This window comes from Curtobacterium sp. MWU13-2055 (assembly GCF_023242305.1).
Classification (GTDB): Bacteria; Actinomycetota; Actinomycetes; order Actinomycetales; family Microbacteriaceae; genus Curtobacterium.
This window is the reverse complement of the sequence record NZ_JALLIO010000008.1, coordinates 135,600-155,234: the sequence shown is the minus strand read 5'-3', so window position 1 is coordinate 155,234 and position 19,635 is coordinate 135,600. Positions and strand designations below refer to the sequence as shown.

The following is a 19,635-nucleotide window of genomic DNA, read 5'->3' as shown; positions in this document are numbered from 1 at the left end:
GGCGGAGTATGGGTGGTAGGTTCCACCGGCAGCGGAGTTTCTCGTCAACTCACGGCTGATCGTCGACGGCGCCCGACCGAGTGCTTTCGCGATCGCGCGCACGCCCTCACCGTCCTGGCGTAGGTCTGCGATCTGGAGCCGCTCTTCTTGGCTGAGGTACCGGTCGGAGCGGGGCGTGTGGGCGAACGGGTTCCGTCCGCCGGCTGCTTTGACCCATCGGTATCCGTGACGTCGGTCCACGCCGACAGCATCACAGGCCGCCGTCCGTCCCAGGCCCTGTCTCAATAGCTCCCAGAACCAAGCCTCCCGGGCACGCTGCTCCAGCCTCGATCCCATCTGCAGCACTTTGATTCACGGTGGTGTTGCAACGACCGGCTGAACCCAAGGATCGGCTATCGGACGCCGCTGTCGCCGCTCATGTTGGCGGCGGTCGTCGCTGCCATCCAGTTTGTGAGGAGCGTGAGCGCGTCCACGCTCGGGGAGTCAGGCTCGGCCGTGTCGACGGTCATGTCGAGAGACGCGTCCGCGGCGAGGGCCATGGAGTCGAAGGAGAGCTCCAGGTCCCCGACAATGGGGTGGTGCAGGCGCTTTCGCCCGGAGGTGTGCCGGCGGACGTGGTGCGCGGCCCACATGGTGCGGAAGGTGTCGCTGCGGGTAGCGAGTTCGCCGATGAGGTCGGAGAGGTCTTTGTCGTAGGGGTCCTGCCCGGCTGACGAGCGGAGGAGCGCGACGGTCATCTCGGCAATCTCGTCCCAGTCGCGGTAGAACGTCGCCGCCCGAGGGTCGAGGAAGGTGTACCGGGCTAGGTTCATCGCTGCCCCGGTAGGTTCGGCAAGGTCCGCATAGAGGGCCGCGCACAGCGGGTTCACCGCGATCAGGTCCAGGCGCGAGTTACTAATGAACGCAGGACTCGTGGTGATGCTATCCAGCACCCGTTGCACGCTCGGCGTCGCGGCACGCGACGGCGGCCGACGCTGCGGCCGGATCGCCCGGCCGGCGCTGCGGATCAGGTCTTCCAGGTGCGCCCGCTCCGCGTCGTCGAGTACCAGCGCACGGCTCAGGCCGTCGAGCACCGCGTCGGACACCCCGGTCGCGTCGCCGCGTTCCAAGCGCGTGTAGTAGTCCACGCTCACCCCGGCAAGGACTGCGGCTTCTTCGCGTCGAAGCCCCTTCACCCGCCGGTTCGCAGCGCCAGCCGGGAGGCCGACGGACTCCGGCGTCGTCCGTGCACGACGGCTGACGAGGAAGTCACGGATCTGCTCACGGTCGCTCATGATCGTCCGACTGTACGACCGCCGGCCGGGAGAAGGCAGGCCCTCCGAGGCACCCCCTCACCGTGACTCCCTCAGCGGTAGCCACCCCGGTTCGCTGATCGGTGATGCGCGGCACCGTGCCACGCCGGAAGGACCCCAGATCATCATGAGTACCACCACCCGGACCTGGTTCATCACCGGATCCTCCCGCGGTTTCGGCCGCGTGTGGGCTGAGGCAGCCCTGAACCGTGGCGACAACGTCGTCCTCACCGCCCGCAACACCGATGCCGTCGCCGATCTCATCGAGCAGTTCCCGGAGCAGGCGCACGCCGTCCAACTCGACGTCACCGACCGTGACGCCGTGTTCGCCGCCGTCCAGGAAGGCCTCGACCGGTTCGGACAGCTCGACATCATCGTCGCCAACGCCGGCTACGGCCTCTTCGGCGCGGTCGAGGAGACCACCGAGGACCAGGCCCGCCGGCAGATCGAGGTCAACGTCTTCGGTGCCCTCTGGCTCCTGCAGGCCATCGCTCCCGTCCTCCGCGCGCAGCAGCACGGCCGGGTCCTCATCACCTCCAGCTTCGGCGGCCTGATGAGCTTCCCGACCGCCGCGCTCTACGGCGCATCGAAGTACGCCGTCGAAGGGCTCGGGGAGTCCTTCGCCCAGGAGACCCAGGACTTCGGCACGAAGGTCACCCTGATCGAGCCCGGCGCGTACGCGACGGACTTCATGGGTGACTCCGGCGACCAGACCGAACCGAACCCTGCCTACGACGGCGCACGAGGACGCACCGGCGAGTTCTTCAGCAAGATGCCCGTCGCCGACCCAACCCACACCGGCGACGCGATCCTCGCGCTGACCGACATGGACCAGCCGCCCCTGCGGCTCATCCTCGGCGAGCACGCCATGCCGCTCGTCGTCGACACCTACAACGAGCGCATCGCGTCCTGGCAGGAACACCAGCCCCTCACCGCTTCCGCGCAGTAGTCCGGACACGAGACCGCGCATCCGCATCACGTGGTTGCGCGGTTTCGTTGGACCATCGCTCATCGGACGCGTCCTTAGGATCCGAGGGGTCCCGTCATTCGATATTCGGGATGCCGAACAGGTGCACGAGCAGGCAGGTGTAGAGCACACTGGTAGCGAAGGGGAGTAGCTCCCACAGCCCCCAGCGGGCGATGCGGCGGATGTCGACACACTGGCGGTCACGATGACCAGCCCGGCACCCCACCCCGGTTGCTCGGGGCGAGCGAGACCTTCGGCCCTCAGCTGACGGCCGAAGCTCCTCCCGAGGCGTTCCGGTTGCGGCTCCGACCGGAAGTGCCACCATGCCCCGTACCGCTTGGGCGAAGATCGCCCTCTGCCTGGCCTTCATGGCGCCAGGCGTCGTGTTCCGACTCACCGGGTTCGCACCGCACCCCGTGGTCGACCTATTCATTTTTGGCGGTGCAGTTGTCGCCGCGTCGTTCCTGCTCGCGTGGGCCGCGGAAGCGGCGCAACTGGACATCTCCGGGCCGCTCGCGATCGCAATCCTCGCACTGATCGCCGTGCTGCCCGAGTACGCTGTCGACCTGTACTACGCATTCCGGTCGGGCTACGACCCCTCCTACGAGCAGTTCGCGGCCGCGAACATGCTCGGCTCGAACCGGCTCTTGCTCGGCTTCGGGTGGCCGTTGGTCGTGTTTGTCGCGATCATCGTCGCCGTCCGCGCGATCCGCGCCGGCCGCAGCCGGACCGGCGACGCCCGGATCCAGGGGCGGAGTGCGTTCTTGCAGCTCGACACCGGTGTGCGGATGGAGATCGGGTTCCTGGTGCTCCTGGCCCTGGTGGCGTTCCTGATCCCCATCCTCGGCATCATCCCGATGTGGTTCGGCGTGCTACTGATCCTCGTGTTCGTGGTGTACCTCTGGCGTGCCGGGCAGGCGGAACAGGGCGAGCATGAAGAACTCGTCGGCATGGCTGCGAACATCGGCAACCTCCCGCAGCGCCGGCGCCGCATCACCGTGATCGCGCTGTTCGTCATCGCGGCCGCCGTCATCCTCGCCTCCGCGGAGCCGTTCGCGACGGCCCTGGTTGACAGTGGCAGCACGCTCGGCATCGACAGCTTCTTCCTCGTGCAGTGGCTCGCCCCGCTTTCGTCCGAAGCGCCGGAGTTCATCGTCGCGATCCTGTTCGCCCTCCGCGGCAACGGTGCGGCCGCGATCGGGACGCTGATCGCGTCGAAGGTGAACCAGTGGTCGCTGCTAGTCGGGTCCCTCCCGATCGCGCACGCGCTCGGTGGCGGCGGGTTCGACGTCGTCCTCGACGCCCGCCAGACCGAGGAATTCGTCCTCACCGCGTCGCAGACGCTGATGGGTGTCGCGATCATCATCGGTCTCCGGTTCCACCGTTGGGCCGCGATCGCGCTCATCGCCCTGTTCGCGGTGCAGTTCGCCGTCACCGGCACCACCGGGCGGTACGTGCTCTCCGCCGCGCACCTGCTCATCGCGCTCGTCGTGTTCTGGATCCAACGCCGTCATATCGTACCCACCCTCGCTGCACCATTCCGCCGACCCACGCAGCACCAGGTATTAGAGGAACCGCTCCCTGTGCAGTAGGCCGCCTGCCTCAGGCGCTGCCGTGTGTGTGGGTGCAGGTCGTCCCAGTAGACGATCGAAGGCACCGTGGGGCGCTGCTCGTCCCTTTTCCTGGTGCTCTTCAGCTAGCGCGGTGACTGAGCTTGTCACCGGCCGCATCTACGACGACGCCGCAGTGTTGCTGGGAGTCAGTACGACGTCATTCAAGAGACCTTTTACCGCGACCCGGACACGCTCTCGCAACCACGCGTGCGCCGCATCGGAGTCCGAGCGCTGGTGCCAGACGCTGACCACCTGCGGCGACGGCAAGTTCAAGGGAATCGGTGTGGTGAGGAGGTCGAACGCCGCGGTTGCCGAGTCGATCATCCCGCCAGGGGCGGTCAGCACGGCGTCGGTACCGGCGACGATCTGCGCGGCGGCGGCGATGGTGCCCACGCTGGCCACGACGAGGCGTTGGGCGTCGTGCTCGGCGAGAGCATCGTCGACCGGGTCGGCAAGGCGGCCTCGCCGGGAGACCACGACGTGCGGCAGCGCGGCGTAAACCGGCACGTTCAACCGGGCGGCGGCGGGATGCCCCCGTCGCAGCACCACCAGCAGTGGGTCGCGGCCGAGCACGTCGTGACGCAGCTCCGGAGCGTTGGGCACGCTAGAGCCGAGTTCGAGGTCCACCACTGCGTGTCGCAAGTCGTCGGTGCTATGAGGGGTCTCGGTTAGGAAGCGCAGTCGCACCCCTGGTGCACTCCTGAGCACGTCGCTCACCAGGGCAGGGGCGATCGCCGCGGTCAGCGCGTCGTGAGCGCGCAGGGTGAAAACTCGCTCGAGGGTGGCGAGATCGAGCGACCCGCTCGGGGCAAGCAGCTGACCGGCCTGACGCAGGAGCTCTCCGACGTCATCACGCACCGCGAGGGCGTAGGGGGTCCGTGTCATCGTCCGACCGGTGCGCACGAGGATCTCATCGCCGGTGAGACGCCGTATTCGGCCGAGGCTGCGGCTCACCGCTGGGGAAGAGAGCCGTAGCCGCGCGGCTGCCCCGGCCACGCTACCTTCCTCGACGAGCGCTTCAAGCACCGTCAGCAAGTTGAGATCCAAGTGCATGCCGGTAAACCTACCCGTAACAACGTTGCACTGGACTTCATCCAGGATGCCAGCCACGGTAGAGCCATGCCCACGAACGAAGAACTCCTTCACACCCTCACCACCGCTATGGCCGCCGCCGCCGCAGGCATCACGCGCCCCGAACGGCGCTTCAACACCCCAACCGAGCTGACCGCGGCGCTAGCCGCGAACGACGACGCCGTCACCGCAAGCCTGCGCCCCGCCCTGCTCGCTGCGCTGCCCGGATCGCAATGGACCGCCGACGAACACGGAGAAGGTCCAATGCCGGCCGGGGACTGGTGGGTCGTGGATCCGGTCGGGGGCAACCTCAACGCGATCCAGGGAACCCCGGACTGGAACATTGGCGTCAGCTTGGTCCGCGAGGGCCGTGTGGTCCTCGCGGCGCTGCACTCACCGGCCGTCTCGGAGACGTTCACCGCGATCGCCGGCGCCGGCGCCTTTCTCAACGGAGCCCGGCTGAGTGTCTCGAGCAAGACCGACCTCGCCCTTGCGCTGACCGGCACCGGCCAGGCCCGTCCCAGCAGTGATCCCGCTCACGCTGACCTGCGCGGACGGGCCATCGCGGCCATGATGCGCAGCGCCCTAGCGGCGCGTCAGTCGATCCCGGTAGGTCAGCACCTGACCCAGGTCGCGGCCGGTCGCGCCGACGTGCACTGGCAGTTCGAGAACCTGCGCTCCCACATCGCCCCGGTCCTCATCGCCATCGAGGCCGGAGCCGTGGTGAGCGACCTGAACGGTGACCCCTGGAGCATCACCAGCGAGGGCTACGTGGCCGCTGCTCCCGGCGTGCACGCTGCGGCTCTGGCGATCCTGGGAGCGCTGCGATGAGCACTACCCCGAACGTCGCGCCGTTGCAGATCACCGTGCTGGGTGCCTCGGGTGCGACCGGGCTCCAGCTCGTCCGTCAGGCCCTGGACCGCGGGCACACCGTGGTGGCCGTCGCTCGCCGTCCCGAACGCATCGATGTCCCCGACGGAGAACGGCTACTGCGACGAGCGGGAGATGTCACCGACCCGGACAGCATCGCCGAGGCGTTGCGCGATAGCACGATCGTGGTCTCGGGCCTCGGTGTGGTCGGCGGGGAACGGGGTGGCGTGCTCAGCGCCGGTGCCCGTGCGGTCATTGCCGCGCGACCAGAGCGGATGGTCTGGCTGGGCGCCTTCGGTACCGGCCCTTCGGCCGCCTCCGCCGGCCCGCTCACTCGGAGCCTGCTCCGGGTCGTGCTGCGCGCGGAGATCGAGGACAAAGTACGTGCCGACGCACTCGTCCTTGGCGCCGGGGGGTCGGTGGTCCACGCCGGCCCGTTGAGTAATCGCCCGGAGTCCGCGTCCCCCCGCGGGGTTCTCCTAAGCCAAGTTCCTCGCCGGCTCTTCCCCGCCTCCATCAGCCGGGCGAGTGTCGCATCCGTCATGCTCGACGCCGCGCAGTCAGGCGTGCGGGGAGTCATCGTCCCGTTGATAAATCCAGTTGGGAAATGACCACTGGCGTGGAGGGCTTACTCGTGTGGCCCAGTTCAAGCCTCGCATGGAGGCAAATCAGGATGCTGAGACGATCGTCTCTGACCGCCCGGTAGGCGATCTGCAACCGGACATCACCACGAAGCAGGCCGAGCTGTCACAAACGAACGTTTCCGGTAGGTCGTCGCGCTCAGCTTGCGAGACCCTGCCGCAAACGATGGCTGCTTCTCGGCCTAGCTGGCGGCTGCCTGAGGCGGCGGAGGTGTTCGGTAGGCCTTATGTCCCGGGTCGCGGCAAAGGGCTGTTCATATCGCCAACCATGTGGGTGGTATTCGGGAACGGCTCCGTCGAGCGACATCGGTCACCCGCTGCTACGAAGCGCCCCTGAGGAACTGCTCGACGGCGATACGGGTGAGACGGTCGAGTCGACTCGCATGGACCGCTGAAGTGTTCACTAGGGTGGCAATGCCGTTCATCGTGGCATACAGGATCAGACCGATCTCTTCCGGCTTCCCGGGGCGGAGTGCGCCCTCTGCCTGGCCGCGATGAATAAGCCGCAGGATCGGTGCATACGCGACTTCGGAGGCACGAGGAACCTCTGATGACTGCGTACCGTGCTTCGCGGCGTTCATGACCTCCAGCAGCGCAGCGTTCTCAGAGGCGAAGTGTACGAACGCGGATGCAGCTGCGTGGACGAGTGTCGCGAAGTCCGCGGTTTCCTCTGCTGTGGCGTTGTGGATCTGAGCGCCGAGGCGGGCGTAGCCCGCCTCGGCGAGGGCATCGAGGAGGTCTTGCCGCTCGACGAAATGTCGGCGGGGTGCGGCATGGCTCACCCCGACGTCCCTGGCGAGATCACGCAGGGAGAGCTGGGCGACACCGCGCGCACGAAGACTGCGCTCCGCCGCGTCCAGCAGCGCTGCGCGAAGGTTGCCGTGATGGTATTGCCGCGGCGGGGGGAGCGTGTTCACCGCTCCAGCATATGCGCCCGATGTTGATGTTGACAACATCAGTAGTCAGCGCCTACATTGATCTCATAAGTCAACGCGTGACAACGGCGATCCCTTCTCAGACAGGCCGCGTCATCGTAATCACAGGCGGGATCGGCGGCGTCGGGCGCGAGACCGCGAGTGTGCTTGCCCAACAGGCCGCGTCACCTCCTGGGCTTGCGCGGCGCTCCCGCCCTCGCCCGGCGTGCGGTCCGAACCCACGATGCACGGACCGGAAGGCGCCTCAGGGAGCAATCGGAGGCTCTCACTGGAACCTCATTCCCTGCCCCCAACCGAGCGCAGAAAGATGCTGATAAATGATCCCCTCAAAGAACGAACTGGTCGCTATTTCGGGTGCGTCGACGGGGATCGGTGCGGCCACCGCCCGCCGCATCGCCGGACGCGGATATCACGTGCTCGCCGGTGTGCGCCGCGATGAAGACGCAGACGCAATCCGCGCCGACCTCATCGAACCGATCACACTTGACATCACTCGCGCCGATCACATCGCCGCGCTCGCCCGCCGCATCGCGGACGACCCACAGAAGCGCGCACTGCGAGCCGTGATCAACAACGCCGGAATCGAGGTGAACGCACCCATCGAGGTGCTGCCACTCGGCACCTGGCGGGAGCAATTCGAGATCAACCTCTTCGGCCACATCGCCATGACACAGGCGCTGCTTCCAGCGCTTCGAGACAGCCGCGGCCGAATCGTGAACATTAGCTCCGTCGGGGCCGAAGCCACCCTCCCAATCTACGGAGCCTATGCAGGAAGCAAAGCCGCCCTCGAATCCGCCAGTGACGCCCTCCGCCAGGAAGTCCGGGCGCAGGGCATCCAAGTCGTGATCGTGCAGTCCGGCGGCGTGAAGACTCCAATGGCGGAAAAGAGCGGACCACTGTCGCTGCGTCTCGCTGCAGCCATGAGCCCGGAGCACACCCGCCTCTACGGCGAGCTAATCGCCGCGACCGTGAAGTTCCAATCAGCCTTCCTCACACGCGCGATCACCGCCGAGAAAGCCGCCGCCAGGATTGCCCAGATCACCACCACCCGAAGACCCCGCACCCGGTACAGCCTCGGACCCGACGCTGCCTTCACCCTCCCCCTCAACCGCATCCTCCCCGACCGACTCATGGATCGCATCTTCGCCCGATAACCGCCTCCCTCACCGCCGACAGCAGGAGAACACGACCATGACCCATGACACCGACCGCGCCCACATCATCGAACTCTTCGGCCGATACGCCGACATCGCCGACACGAAGAACTTCGGAGAACTCCCTCTCCTGGTCCACGCAGATCCCTTCACCATGGACTTCGAGTCCGTCACCGGGATGCCTCCGGTCCAGACCCCGCTCGACGACTACCGAGACGCGCTTCGCGAATCCTTCGACGCATTCATCGCCACCCACCACACCATCACCGGCCACGTCATCACCATCACCGGCGATCACGCCAAAGCCCACGCCCACGTGCGCGCCGAACACTGGGTGCCCGACGACATTGCGGGCGACGGCCCCAACCGATGGCTCGTCGTCGGCTTCTACGACAACGAAGCTACACGCACCGAACACGGCTGGCGATTCAGCAAAGTCACACTCACTGCGACCTATCAAGAGAACAGCCATCTTCTTGCCGCACACTCCGAAGGATAGGACGGCACCTCCGGACTGCCTACTGGAAACAATCGCCCGACTACAACTCGCGGGCGGTTCGATCCACCCGTTGCGAGCAGTCTCGCTCTGTGCCGTCGTTCTCGCTTCGAACGGTGTCGGTTCAGGTGGTGCCGATGACGCGGGTGCTCCGCACGGCGTCGACGACGTCGTTCGTGATGACGTCGAGCTCGTTCATCTTCAGGACGCGTTGGATCTGTGGGGGCAGACGCTCGAGGAGGCGGAAGTTGCCGCGGGTGATGCGGCCGACCGCGGCGATGGCGTGCGCGTCGGCGAAGTCGTCGGGGTCGATTGTCTTGCCGAGCTTTCGCCATTGGCGTTCGAGCACGAACGACAGCTGGTCGTGGCCGAGCAGACGGTACTGGTGGGCGAATCCGAGGCGGCTTAAGAGCTGCGGGTAGTGGCTGAACTGCTTCTCGATGCCGGGCATGCCGATGAGGATCATCGCGATGCCGGGGCGGTCGTACTGGTCGCGGAGCCACTCACTGGCGTTGCCGGTGAAGCGTTCGGACTCGTCGATGATGATCAGCTCGAACATGGACGGGTTGGGCCGTGGGAGTGGTCGAAGTGGCGGCCGTGGAGGCGTACGCAGCACTGCCGGAGGCCCCGCTCGATCATAAGCCCAGCAGTGTCACCAACGTCACGGCCAGGTACAGCTAGCGGCTTCCTCCCATGCTGACGCGGTCGATGATCATCTGGATACGCTCGGCGGCTTCGCCCGGTTCGGAGGTGATTGCCACTGGCGAACCGTCCTCGCTGGCGCCCCATGGCACGAGCACGTCGAAGTCAAGGTCGCGTACGATCTCGAGGCTGCGCACATAAGCGCTTCGGAGGCCCGGGTCGAGCACGACCGCCTTCCACTCGCCGCCCTCAATCCAGATGAAGTCGCCCGTAAACAGGTATCGGTGCGTCCCGCTGTCCCAGAGATAGGACGTTGTTCCGGGGGTGTGCCCAGGGGTGGGGATCACCTCGAGATCATCGCCTATCGTCTGGGGACCGTCATAGACCTGCGCCACCGGCATCGCTCGGGCGATGTCGTCCCAGTCGGCTCGGTGGACGGCGATCGGGACGTTGATCGGCGGACGGCCGTACATCGACTCGTGCGCGTGATTGATCAGCAGCAGCTCGGCTCCGCCCGCCGCGTTGATCGCGTCGGCGGCCTGAGCAATGCCCGGCGAGTTATAGACCAGCACGTTGCCGGTGCTGCGACGCAGCAGATACGAGCGCAGGAGCACGTCGTGCTGGTAGGGCAGGCGAGCGGTCGGGGTGGCCAGCAGGTCGTCGGTGACGGTCTCCAGTGGCGTGGCGCTTGCGGACATGGCGTTGCTCCTCAGATTCAGTTGGCGCGGCCGAGCGCGATCGCGCTGTCGGCGAAGGAAAGCGGGGCAGGCAGCCCGTGAGCGGGCGCGGGCCGGAGCCCATGGATGAGAAACTGCGCATATCGCCGCCACACATCCGGGTCCTGGTCATGAGTGATGTCGGCGACTCTGCCGACCATGAAACCGAGCAGGCAGACCTCGTCGGCGGAGAACTCCGCGCGAATCTCGCCGGCCTCGATTGCTCTGAGGATGAGGCGATGCACGATCGGAATGAACTCGCGGCCGAGGACCTCCGAGAACTGAACATCCCGCCCCGCGGACGTGAGCACCGCCTCGAGGCCGCGATCGGTCGCGCGCAATTGCATGACCGCGAGCAGCAGGCCACGCACCGCGGCCCCCGCATCGTCGACAGCGTCCGCCTCGTGCGCAAACCCGATCAGCATCGCTACTTTTTCATCGAAGAGGGCGTCGAGCACCGCTTCCTTGTCCGCGAACTTGCGGTAGACCGTGCCGATACCGACGCCTGCGTCACGCGCGACATCATTCAGCGTCGCGGCGGTGCCGCGCGCCGCGAACACCCGCGACGCTGCATTCAGCACCCGTCGGCGATTCCGCTCGGCATCCGTACGTGGCGCTCGTGACGCAGAGGAAGCTGGCATCGCCACAGTATACGGCTTAAAGGATACGGACATTCCGTGTCCGCTTCGCTGGGTCGGCTGCCGGGCAGCACCGCGTCACCGCACTACGCAGCTCGCTGGTCACATTGAGAGGAGCTAGGCGTTCCGGGCTGCGACCTGCTCGTCCGTATCCCGGGAACTCCTCGGCGACCCGAACTCCTCGGTCTCCGACTGGATCCTCTCCGCGGTAAGACGGTGATTCCTCTGCTGGGCCAATAATGAGTCCAGGCTCCGGCAAGGCGGCTATCGAGGCGGACGCCGCCTGCCTCGATCATGCGATCAGCAACAACGGTTGATTCGTCGCTGAGCTTTACCGGGCCACTAAATGTCCGGCCATCGTCGCGCACGTCGACGCCGGCAGTGACGAGCGCGTCGTGGACCGGAGCAGCCATCTGAGAGTCGAGGAGACAGGACGTGCGCTCCTCGCTGCACGAGAGTCAACCGTGCATGCCGCGCAAGAAGATCCTCAACGGCTTCAAGACCGAAAAATTGCACCCCGATCGCGAGGGCGCCGGCCTGCCTGGTACCCCGTCGAGAACGGCGCTGAGGTGGTCGACGTCTTCGATGCCCTCGACGCTGCGCATGGTGTGCGTCGGGATGATGCCCGACGTCGCGCCGGCCGTTGCCCCAGCGCCCACGCGCTGTAGTGCACGGTAGATCGCCTAATGGGGCTCCCTATTCATCTCAGGGGGCGACGAGGCGGGCGTGATCGAGGTGGTGAGCTGCTGCATGATCCGGGCGAAGAGGAGGGTCGAGTCTGGTTGCTCTTGGTGGAGGTGCCCGCTGTGCAGCAAGGTCGGGTACAGCTCTGGATGCGTTTCCATCATGGTGGCCGCCGCGCGTCGCAACGAAGCCCCATCGGCCTGCCGAGCGGCTGACTCCGTCAGGGCTGATCCGACGGTTATATCAGCGAACAAGCGTGTGGCGGCCGCGAGGGCTAGGTCCTGGAAGCCGCCTCGGACCAGCGCGGCTTGTAGTGCTTCGATGCGCAACGTGACCAGCGGGCCCTGGAGGGGGCGACCCGCGAGTGGCGGCGACCAGGGATGTTTGAGCATTGCACGACGCCAGTCGACCATCAGCTGTACGACGGCCTGATCCCAGGGCAGGTTCGTGTCAGGGATTCGTACCTCGCCGAACACGGCGTCGAGGGCGTGGTCGAGGAGTTCGTCGCGCGTGCGAACGTGCCAGTACATCGCCGCCGCGGTCACTCCAAGCTCTGCTGCGAGGCGCCGCATTGTCAGACCGTGCGGCGTGCTTTCCGTGTCGAGGATGTCGACGGCCTTCGCCACGATCGCGCTCAGCGAGAGCGTGGTGGATCGATCCGGTCGAGCGAGTGGTGCCGTCGTCCATGCCGAGTCGATGGGTGGCGTCCGAACCGGCAACTCCTTGGTCATCGTCCAACAATACTCGACAAGCATCATTAACTGAACACTGTTAGTCTGACTAAACGCAGTTAAGGAGAAGCGATGCGGACGTGGAAGTGGTGGCCGCTGGCGGTGGCCGGCCTCGCGCAGGTGATGGTGGTGTTGGATGCGACCGTCGTGACGATCGCTCTTCCGGCGATGCAACAACAGTTCGGGATGAGTGATCTTGCACGGGGATGGGTCATCACCGCGTACGCGTTGGCGTTCGGCGGGCTCCTCCTCGTCGGCGGTCGCCTTGTGGAACGGTTCGGTCAACGACGAGGTTTTGTCTTCGGGCTCATCGGTTTCGGCCTCGCGTCGCTGCTGGCGGGGGCTGCGCCGACCGCCGCTCTTCTGTTCGCTGGTCGGGCGCTGCAGGGCGTGTTCGCGGCGCTGCTTGCCCCGGCGGCGTTGACGATCGTGAGCACCACCTACGCAGAGGGACGAGTCCGCGCGCGCGCCTTCGGTATCTACGGAGCACTCAACGGCGCGGGCGCGGCGCTCGGATTGTTGCTCGGCGGTTTCTTCACCGAGTACGTGAACTGGCGGTGGTGCCTGCTGATCAACGTGCCCATCGTAATCGTCGCGTTGCTGCTGACTCGTCCGGTGATCCGGCGTGGTAGTCCGCAGCGACCACGCTTCGACGTCTTTGGAGCACTCTCGAGCGCTATCGGGATCGGGGCACTGGTGTTCGCCCTGACCGAAGGGGCGAACTTCGGGTGGTCGAGCTGGGTGACGATCGGTTGCTTCGCGCTCTCGGCTGCCGCGTTCGCGGCGTTCGTCCTGTCGCATCGCCTCACGCGGGACCCGATCCTGCCCTTCGGGGTTGTCCTTCATCACCGGCGGGGTGCGGCGTTTATCGCGATCGGCTTGCCGCAGATGGCGCTGTTCGGCTTTTACCTCGTTCTGACGTACTGGTTCCAGAGCATCTTCGGCTGGCCGGCCCTCCTCGCAGGCGTTGCCTTCCTGCCCCTCGCGTTCGCAATCGTGCTCGGCTCGACCTTCCTCAGCGCTCTGCTCGTGCGGCTGCTCTCCGCCCGGGTGGTCGTCACTGGGGCGCTGGCAGTCATGGCGGTCGGCATGCTGATTCTCGTCGGGATCGACCCGGAGAGCAGCAGCGCCTTCGCAACCCGCTTCCTCCCCGCTGAGCTCCTCGTCGGCATCGGCCTCGGAATCTCCTTGAGCATCGCAATCCCGGAAGCCACTCAAGAGCTCCCGGAGTCGGCATCAGGCACGGCTTCCGGAGCGGTGAACATGTTTACGCAGCTCGGCGGCGCTGTTGGGCTTGCGATCCTGAACACGATCGCTGCCGGCGTCACGGCTGCCGCACAACGGTCGTCTCTAACAACCCGCGCACCGGACGCGGCTATCGCCGGCTACGACGTGACCATGATCTGCGCTGCCGGCTTCCTCATCATCGCAGCGGCCCTCGTGTCCCTCGTGCGAGGTGCGCTCCGGCCGCGCAACGGCTGAGCTGGTCCGCATTACCCGGCGCCATCATCGCGATTTCCAGTGCAAGAGCTGAGGTCGGTGGACTTGGGGAAGTGCTGCCGGGGCAGGCCGTTGGTGTTCTCGTTCGAGCCGCGCTGCCAGGGCTTGTGGGGGTCGCAGAAGTAGATCGCGAGGTCCGTGGCGAGGGTGATGTCCTTGTGCCGGGCAAGCTCCGTGCCCTGATCACATGTCAACGAGTGGCGCAGATGCTCAGGCAGGGTCTGGATGGTGGGAATCATCGCGTCGCGGACCGCGTCGGCACTGTGCCCATGCGGCAGGTGCAAGAGCATCACGTACCGGGTCGTGCGCTCGACGAGCGTGCCGATAGCGCTACGCGCGTTGGTGCCGACGATGAGGTCGCCTTCCCAGTGGCCGGGCACGGCTCGGTCGTCGGCTTCGGCGGGGCGTTCGCTGATCAGGATCATGTCGCGGATTTTCGACCACGATGCCCGCCTGGGCGCGCCCCGGTGCCTGCGGATTGCGCGGCCGGTGCGGAGGTGTTTGTGCAGGTCAGTGCGCAGGTGGCCGCGGCCCTGGACGAACAGGGACTTGTAGATCGTCTCGTGCGACACGTGCATCTCCGGCCGGTTCGGGAAGGACCGTGTCAGGTCACTACGGATCTACTCCGGAGCCCAGTTCCGTACCAACCGCAGCTCGACCTGCAGAGCCAGTTCGAGCTGGTCGAGCTTCCGCGGTTTCGGGCGTCGCGCACGAGCGCGGCACCGCTTCTCAGCGGCGTAGGGCCGGTAGGTTCCGCCAGCTGCGGCGTTCCTGGTGAGCTCACGACTGATCGTCGACGGTGCCCGACCAAGCTCAGTCACGGTCCGGCGGACGCCTGCGCTGCCGAGGTGGAGGGCAGCGATCCGGAGCCGTTCCTCCTCGCTCAAGTACCGGTCCGAACGAGACGCGGGCTCGAACGGGTTCTCCCCGCGAGCGGCTTCAAACCATCGGTATCCCCGACGTGTACGCACGCCGACAGCATCGCAGGCAGCAACAAGCCTGCTCACGCGCTGTCCGAGTAGCTCTCAAAACCGCTCCTCTCGGGCACGCTGTTCAAACCTGAGTCTCACTTGTGAATCTCCGATTCGCAGTGGTAGCGCGACGAGCGGCTGAACCAAAGATGGTCAAGCGGACGCCTATGGTTCCAGCGAGGTATATTCGAGACGTGCAAAGCGGCCGGGCGGGTGACCGGTCAGCCTTGAGAAGGTCTGCGCGAACGCTGCTGGGGTGGGGAAGCCGCAGCGCATCGCAACTTCAGTGACCGATAGGCCCTCTGCGAGAGCGACCGATGCGTGAAAGGTCCGCAGCACCGAGCGCCACTGGGGGTAGGTCATGCCGAAGTGGGAACGAAACAGACGACTCAGCGTTCGCTCGCTCACCCCGACATGTTGCGACAACGCACCGATTGCCACCGACTCGGACAGATGGCTCTCTACGTAAATGCAAGCGCGCTGTAGCCGATGGTCCGAAGGGCGGGGCAGCGTCAGACCGTGTGACGGGAGCTCCGCTGCGAGCTGCAGGAGGAGCGCCAGTGCCGTACCACGAGCAGCTCCCTGCAACAGCTCTCCACTGATGTTGAGAATGAGCTCCCGAACGAGGCCTGTTGCCGGAACGACCCTGGGAGCGTTCCGTTGCGCTCTGGGCAAAGGCTCGGGCACACCGATGACATGGACCGTGCTCGCACCGAACACGCGATGCTCGTGCCACACGCCGGCCGGTATATGCACGGCACGCTCCGGGGTGGCGGCCCATCTCCCTTCGCTCGTCTCAACAGCGAGGACCCCGTTACTGGCGTAGAGGAACTGGTCGTCGTCGTGGACGTGCGCAGCGATCACAGCACCGGCCGAGTGATACTCGATCCCGGTAGCGGCGCGAGGCTGATGGCTGAATTCCTTCATGCGGCGTCAGAATACCGGAAGCCGACACCAGTCGATGGGCCTCAAGCTGCAGTGTGCTCAAAGACCGTGACCGGCCGAAGTTCCCTCCATATGCATTCCGCTCCATCCTCGGAGGGCTCCTCGTCGACGTCGCCCCCCTCCGTCAGTCGCCGCCATTCGCACGGTTATGGACGGGCAACCTGATCGCAGGCATCGGAACGCAGCTCACCGTCGTCGCGGTCGGTCTCCACGTGTGGAGCCTGACGACCTCCACCCTCGCAGTGTCCCTCGTCGGCGCGCTCGGCCTCGTCCCGCTCATGGCCGCGGGCCTCTACGGCGGTGTCGTCGTCGATGCCTTCGACCGCCGAACTGTGCTTCTCGGCGCATCGACCGTCATGTGGTGTACGACGTTGGCGCTCGTCGCAACAGCGCTGTCGGGGTCGACGTCCTTGCCGCTGCTCTACACCCTCGCAGTCGCCAACTCTGTGGCAGCGGCAGTCGTGGCGATCGCACGCACAGCCGTCATCGCACAGCTGGTTCAACCAGAGCACCTGCCCGCGGCGGCCGCGCTCTTCGGTATCTCCTCCGGCGTGTTCATCACCGTCGGACCAGCACTTGCCGGTGTGCTCGTCGCAACCGTCGGCCTGCCGTGGACCTACACCCTCGATGCAGGGCTTTTCCTCGCCTCCCTCGTGGCTGCGTGGACACTTCCATCGCTCCGACCCGAAGGTGAGCGCGTACGCCTCGGTCTTCGCTCCCTCGTCGACGGCCTGACGTTCCTCAAGCGTTCTCGGGTCATCAGCGCCTCATTCCTGGCTGATATCGCCGCGATGACCTTCGGCAGACCGCACGCGCTTTTCCCCGCGGCGGCCGCGACCGTCATCGGTGGCGGAGCGTCCACCGTCGGCATACTCACGGCCTCCCTTGCGGTCGGCGCGGTCGGGCTCGGGCTGTTCAGTGGTCCGCTCTCCCGCATCGAGCAGCAGGGACGCGTCGTGGGATGGTCGATCGCGGCATACGGCGCGAGCATCGCAGGATTCGGCATCGTCCTCGTCGGCACTGGCATGCGCGGGGCCACAGCTCTCGTCGACCCGCTCGCGCTCACACTCAGTTGCACGTTCCTCGCGGCCGCAGGCGCAAGCGATGAAACCAGTGCGATCTTCCGCACGGCGATCCTGCTCACCGCCGCCCCGGATTCATTGCGCGGCAGACTCCAAGGGGTTTTCACAGTCGTGGTCAACGGTGGACCCCGAGCAGGGGATCTCTGGGTCGGACTCCTCACTACCGCGACGGCGATCTGGGTTCCACCTGTCCTCGGCGGCGCGCTCGTCATCGTGACCATTGGCCTGGTCCTCAAATGCTTCCGCGAACTCCGGCTCTACCGCAGCACCGCCGGCGCGAGCGGGACGTCGGGCCACCCGACGGCAGCACTTTGAAGGAGACCGTTCGGGTGACAGATCGGCTACTGAGACGCCGCTAGCAAGCGGTGATGTCTTCGATCCGCGACGGGCGGATAGCAGCGTCACGAGCGAGGGTGACGATCAGTACGGGATGACGGCTTTCCGTCGGTCGGCTCAGGACGATTCCGCGAACCGGGCTGCCGTGGACCGAAACGCTTCGGAAGCGTCGGTGAGAGCAGCATCTACGTCGACGTGGAGTCCGCGAGCCGTCGCTGCGAGGTCCGCTTCCGACAGGATCGCTTCTCCGATGCCATCGGTGACCGCCTGCATCACTGTCGTGAGGGCACTGGCATGGGCACGCGCGACGAGAGCCGGAACAGCAGGATCCGTCTGCTGGATCGCCGCGGCGATCGCTTCGGCTTGATCGTTGCGGAACGCCAGGGCGTACCGGCGGAGTGAGGCGCTGATCACGGACTGCGCCGGGAACTCACCTCTCGCGAAGACGGCATCCCGAGCGGCGAAGTGATCGATGTCGCCGTGCACCTGCGAGCGCAGGGCCTCGGCCGGGGTGGTGCTCCGGTCACGGTCCGCCACCGCGCGGCGTGACCGTTCGAGCATGTCGTCAGCACGGTCGAGCACGAGGTCCGGCTTCGCGGGGAAGTAGTTGTAGAGCGTCTGCTGGGCGACACCGGCCGCCCGGGCGACGTCCACCATCGCGACGGCGTCGTAACCACGGTCGGTGAAGAGCTGCGCTGCGACATCGGCCAATCGCTGACGCATCGCGCGCTTCTTCTGCTCCCGGAGGCCCACCACGTGCGTCACACCGCGATCTTCCCACAGAACATGGAGTAACTCCATCTTCACTGCTACGCTTCAAAACGTAGGGTTACTCCACCAATGAGCCCGGCGATCTGCCAGGGAGGAACACATCATGAGCACGGAACCCATGCAGCAGCCCGCTCGGGTCCTCATCTCGGGGGCGAGCTTCGCCGGGATGACCACGGCGATCTGGTTGCGGCGACTCGGCTACGAGGTCACGATCGTCGAGCAGGCACCCGGACTCCGCCGGGGCGGCACCCCGGTCGATCTCCGGCGCGACGCGATGGAGATCTTCGACCGCTTGGGCATCTTGTCGGCCGTGCGGGCAAAAGCACTGCCACCACGGACCACGGTCATCGCCCACCTCGACGGCACTCCTGTCGTGAGCGCCGCGCCGGATCCGTCGGATGAGAGCATCGTCGTCGACCAGTACGAGATCCACCGCTTCGACGACGTCGAGGTCCACCGCGACGACCTCCTCGACATCCTCCACGCCGAGATCGAGGGCGCTGTCGAGATCGTGTTCGGCGACTCGATCACCACGCTCACCGAGACGGACAACGGGATCCGGGCGGCGTTCCGTTCCGGCGCGGACCGGGAGTTCGCGATGGTGCTCGGCTGCGACGGCAACCACTCCACGGTGCGGCGACTGTGGTTCGGTCCGGAATCGGACTACAGCCACTTCCTGCACCACTACACGTCCGTCACGGTCGTGCCGGACATGTTCATCGAGCCGTGGACATCGCGCATCCAGAACGCACCCGGCCGCACGCTGCTGCTGAACTCCTACGCGGGCACCACCGACGTGGTGTTCCTGTTCCGGTCGGAGGATGAGATCGCCTACGACCACCACGATCTCGAGGCGCAGAAGCAGATCATCCGGAACGCGTTCAACGACGCCGGGAAGCCGTTCTCGGACGTCCTCGAGCAGGCCCTGAGTGCCGACAACTTCTACTTCGACAAGCTCAGCCAGAACCGATTGCCGGCATGGTCAGCCGGCCGGGTCGCGCTCGTCGGGGACGCCGCATACTGCCCATCACCCGCGGCCGGTATGGGCGGGTCCGTCGCCATCCTCGGAGCGACCGCCCTGTACGACGCGTTCGTCACCGCCGACGGGGACATGGCGGCCGCATTCGCCGAGTACGAGCGCAGCTTCCGCCCCACTGCAGAGCGGATCCAGTCCGAGACCGAGGAGTTCGGGCTGCCGATGATCGCACCGGACACCGAGGAGGAGATCGCAGCCCGGAACGCTCAGCTCCTCGCGATGTGAGGTCGCTTGACATCGAACAGCGGGAGGGCTTCGCCTGGTAGCCGACTGACAGCCGGGCGGTCTCCTCGTCTCCGCGGGGAGTCAGGCGAGGACGGGTGCCGCGTTGGCTTCCTCGACGCCGGTGGCGGCGAGGGCAGCCATGAGTTCGGTGACGGCCTGGGAGTCCTCGTTGGCGTCGATGGCGGTGACCTTGCCCCAGCGGAGGGCGACGATGTGGACGCCGTGCTGGTGGTACGGGGAGCCGTCGGGGAAGGTAGCGGTCCCGGTCCAGCGGATGATCACCCTGGTCGCCTACGCCCAGCCCTTCACCCACATGTCG

Annotated in this window: 20 protein-coding genes and 2 pseudogenes; 9 read left to right on the top strand and 13 right to left on the bottom strand. The window is 66.3% G+C overall.

Translation table 11 applies throughout. The features are described from left to right. Window positions 1–90 precede the first annotated feature (90 nt). Window positions 91–336, bottom strand: a pseudogene (locus tag M4960_RS19885) (helix-turn-helix domain-containing protein); the annotation flags it as partial. A gap of 56 nt (window positions 337–392) precedes the next feature. After that, the gene (locus M4960_RS15800; RefSeq protein ID WP_248704759.1) at window positions 393–1,274 is read right to left on the bottom strand and encodes a helix-turn-helix transcriptional regulator; all 882 of its coding nucleotides are present in this window, start codon (window positions 1,272–1,274) and stop codon (window positions 393–395) included. Window positions 1,275–1,419: 145 nt separating this feature from the next. Here M4960_RS15800 and M4960_RS15795 point away from each other — a divergent pair, with 145 nt between their 5' ends. Both M4960_RS15795 and M4960_RS15790 read left to right on the top strand, forming a co-directional pair. Then, window positions 1,420–2,241 carry an SDR family NAD(P)-dependent oxidoreductase gene (locus tag M4960_RS15795; RefSeq protein ID WP_248704758.1) on the top strand — a complete coding sequence of 274 codons (822 nt, stop codon included), beginning with the start codon at window positions 1,420–1,422 and terminating at the stop codon, window positions 2,239–2,241. A gap of 341 nt (window positions 2,242–2,582) precedes the next feature. Then, entirely contained in the window at window positions 2,583–3,851 is a 1,269-nt protein-coding gene (locus M4960_RS15790; RefSeq protein WP_248704757.1) for a sodium:proton exchanger, read from the top strand. A 138-nt stretch (window positions 3,852–3,989) separates the two neighbouring features. Here the strand turns inward: M4960_RS15790 and M4960_RS15785 are convergent, their stop codons facing one another. Further along, a complete protein-coding gene (locus tag M4960_RS15785; RefSeq protein WP_248704756.1) occupies window positions 3,990–4,925 on the bottom strand; it encodes a LysR substrate-binding domain-containing protein in 936 nt (311 codons plus the stop codon). Between the two features lie 66 nt (window positions 4,926–4,991). Here M4960_RS15785 and M4960_RS15780 point away from each other — a divergent pair, with 66 nt between their 5' ends. Both M4960_RS15780 and M4960_RS15775 read left to right on the top strand, forming a co-directional pair. Further along, the gene (locus tag M4960_RS15780) at window positions 4,992–5,774 is read left to right on the top strand and encodes an inositol monophosphatase family protein (RefSeq protein WP_248704755.1); all 783 of its coding nucleotides are present in this window, start codon (window positions 4,992–4,994) and stop codon (window positions 5,772–5,774) included. Beyond that, on the top strand, window positions 5,771–6,424 hold the full coding sequence (locus tag M4960_RS15775) for an NAD(P)-dependent oxidoreductase (RefSeq protein WP_248704754.1): 654 nt from the start codon (window positions 5,771–5,773) through the stop codon (window positions 6,422–6,424). Before M4960_RS15780 ends, M4960_RS15775 begins: the two co-directional genes overlap by 4 nt. A gap of 350 nt (window positions 6,425–6,774) precedes the next feature. Here M4960_RS15775 and M4960_RS15770 read toward each other — a convergent pair whose 3' ends face one another. Beyond that, window positions 6,775–7,371, bottom strand: coding sequence for a TetR/AcrR family transcriptional regulator (locus tag M4960_RS15770; protein ID WP_248704753.1), 597 nt, complete (start codon window positions 7,369–7,371; stop codon window positions 6,775–6,777). Between the two features lie 335 nt (window positions 7,372–7,706). Here M4960_RS15770 and M4960_RS15765 point away from each other — a divergent pair, with 335 nt between their 5' ends. Continuing rightward, a complete protein-coding gene (locus M4960_RS15765; protein WP_248704752.1) occupies window positions 7,707–8,543 on the top strand; it encodes an SDR family NAD(P)-dependent oxidoreductase in 837 nt (278 codons plus the stop codon). 37 nt (window positions 8,544–8,580) lie between these two features. Next, window positions 8,581–9,042, top strand: coding sequence for a nuclear transport factor 2 family protein (locus M4960_RS15760; protein WP_248704751.1), 462 nt, complete (start codon window positions 8,581–8,583; stop codon window positions 9,040–9,042). Between the two features lie 121 nt (window positions 9,043–9,163). On the opposite strand, the pseudogene M4960_RS15755 reads toward M4960_RS15760, so the two are convergent. The 4 genes and pseudogenes from M4960_RS15755 to M4960_RS15740 all read right to left on the bottom strand — a co-directional run. Next, a pseudogene (locus M4960_RS15755) lies at window positions 9,164–9,595 on the bottom strand (AAA family ATPase); the annotation flags it as partial. A gap of 121 nt (window positions 9,596–9,716) precedes the next feature. Beyond that, window positions 9,717–10,379 (bottom strand): MBL fold metallo-hydrolase, encoded by a 663-nt coding sequence (locus M4960_RS15750; RefSeq protein ID WP_248704750.1) that lies wholly within the window; start codon window positions 10,377–10,379, stop codon window positions 9,717–9,719. Between the two features lie 17 nt (window positions 10,380–10,396). Then, the gene (locus M4960_RS15745; protein WP_248704749.1) at window positions 10,397–10,978 is read right to left on the bottom strand and encodes a TetR/AcrR family transcriptional regulator; all 582 of its coding nucleotides are present in this window, start codon (window positions 10,976–10,978) and stop codon (window positions 10,397–10,399) included. A 740-nt stretch (window positions 10,979–11,718) separates the two neighbouring features. Next, a complete protein-coding gene (locus tag M4960_RS15740) occupies window positions 11,719–12,450 on the bottom strand; it encodes a TetR/AcrR family transcriptional regulator (RefSeq protein ID WP_248704748.1) in 732 nt (243 codons plus the stop codon). A gap of 72 nt (window positions 12,451–12,522) precedes the next feature. On the opposite strand from M4960_RS15740, the gene M4960_RS15735 reads away from it, so the two are divergent. Then, window positions 12,523–13,932 (top strand): MFS transporter, encoded by a 1,410-nt coding sequence (locus tag M4960_RS15735; protein WP_248704747.1) that lies wholly within the window; start codon window positions 12,523–12,525, stop codon window positions 13,930–13,932. A gap of 11 nt (window positions 13,933–13,943) precedes the next feature. On the opposite strand, the gene M4960_RS15730 is transcribed toward M4960_RS15735, so the two are convergent. The 3 genes from M4960_RS15730 to M4960_RS15725 all read right to left on the bottom strand — a co-directional run bounded on the left by M4960_RS15730 (window position 13,944) and on the right by M4960_RS15725 (window position 15,848). Next, complete coding sequence (locus tag M4960_RS15730) at window positions 13,944–14,528, bottom strand: IS30 family transposase (RefSeq protein WP_260097586.1); 585 nt, start codon at window positions 14,526–14,528, stop codon at window positions 13,944–13,946. A 42-nt stretch (window positions 14,529–14,570) separates the two neighbouring features. Then, window positions 14,571–14,921 (bottom strand): helix-turn-helix domain-containing protein, encoded by a 351-nt coding sequence (locus M4960_RS19880; protein ID WP_374202998.1) that lies wholly within the window; start codon window positions 14,919–14,921, stop codon window positions 14,571–14,573. Between the two features lie 165 nt (window positions 14,922–15,086). Beyond that, window positions 15,087–15,848 carry an AraC family transcriptional regulator gene (locus M4960_RS15725; protein WP_248704745.1) on the bottom strand — a complete coding sequence of 254 codons (762 nt, stop codon included), beginning with the start codon at window positions 15,846–15,848 and terminating at the stop codon, window positions 15,087–15,089. A gap of 53 nt (window positions 15,849–15,901) precedes the next feature. On the opposite strand from M4960_RS15725, the gene M4960_RS15720 reads away from it, so the two are divergent. Next, a complete protein-coding gene (locus M4960_RS15720) occupies window positions 15,902–17,263 on the top strand; it encodes an MFS transporter (protein WP_248704744.1) in 1,362 nt (453 codons plus the stop codon). Window positions 17,264–17,401: 138 nt separating this feature from the next. Here the strand turns inward: M4960_RS15720 and M4960_RS15715 are convergent, their stop codons facing one another. Next, a complete protein-coding gene (locus tag M4960_RS15715; RefSeq protein WP_248704743.1) occupies window positions 17,402–18,007 on the bottom strand; it encodes a TetR/AcrR family transcriptional regulator in 606 nt (201 codons plus the stop codon). A 151-nt stretch (window positions 18,008–18,158) separates the two neighbouring features. On the opposite strand from M4960_RS15715, the gene M4960_RS15710 reads away from it, so the two are divergent. Beyond that, complete coding sequence (locus tag M4960_RS15710; protein ID WP_248704742.1) at window positions 18,159–19,316, top strand: FAD-dependent monooxygenase; 1,158 nt, start codon at window positions 18,159–18,161, stop codon at window positions 19,314–19,316. Between the two features lie 81 nt (window positions 19,317–19,397). On the opposite strand, the gene M4960_RS15705 is transcribed toward M4960_RS15710, so the two are convergent. Further along, entirely contained in the window at window positions 19,398–19,598 is a 201-nt protein-coding gene (locus M4960_RS15705) for a hypothetical protein (RefSeq protein WP_248704741.1), read from the bottom strand. Between the last annotated feature and the right edge of the window lie 37 nt (window positions 19,599–19,635).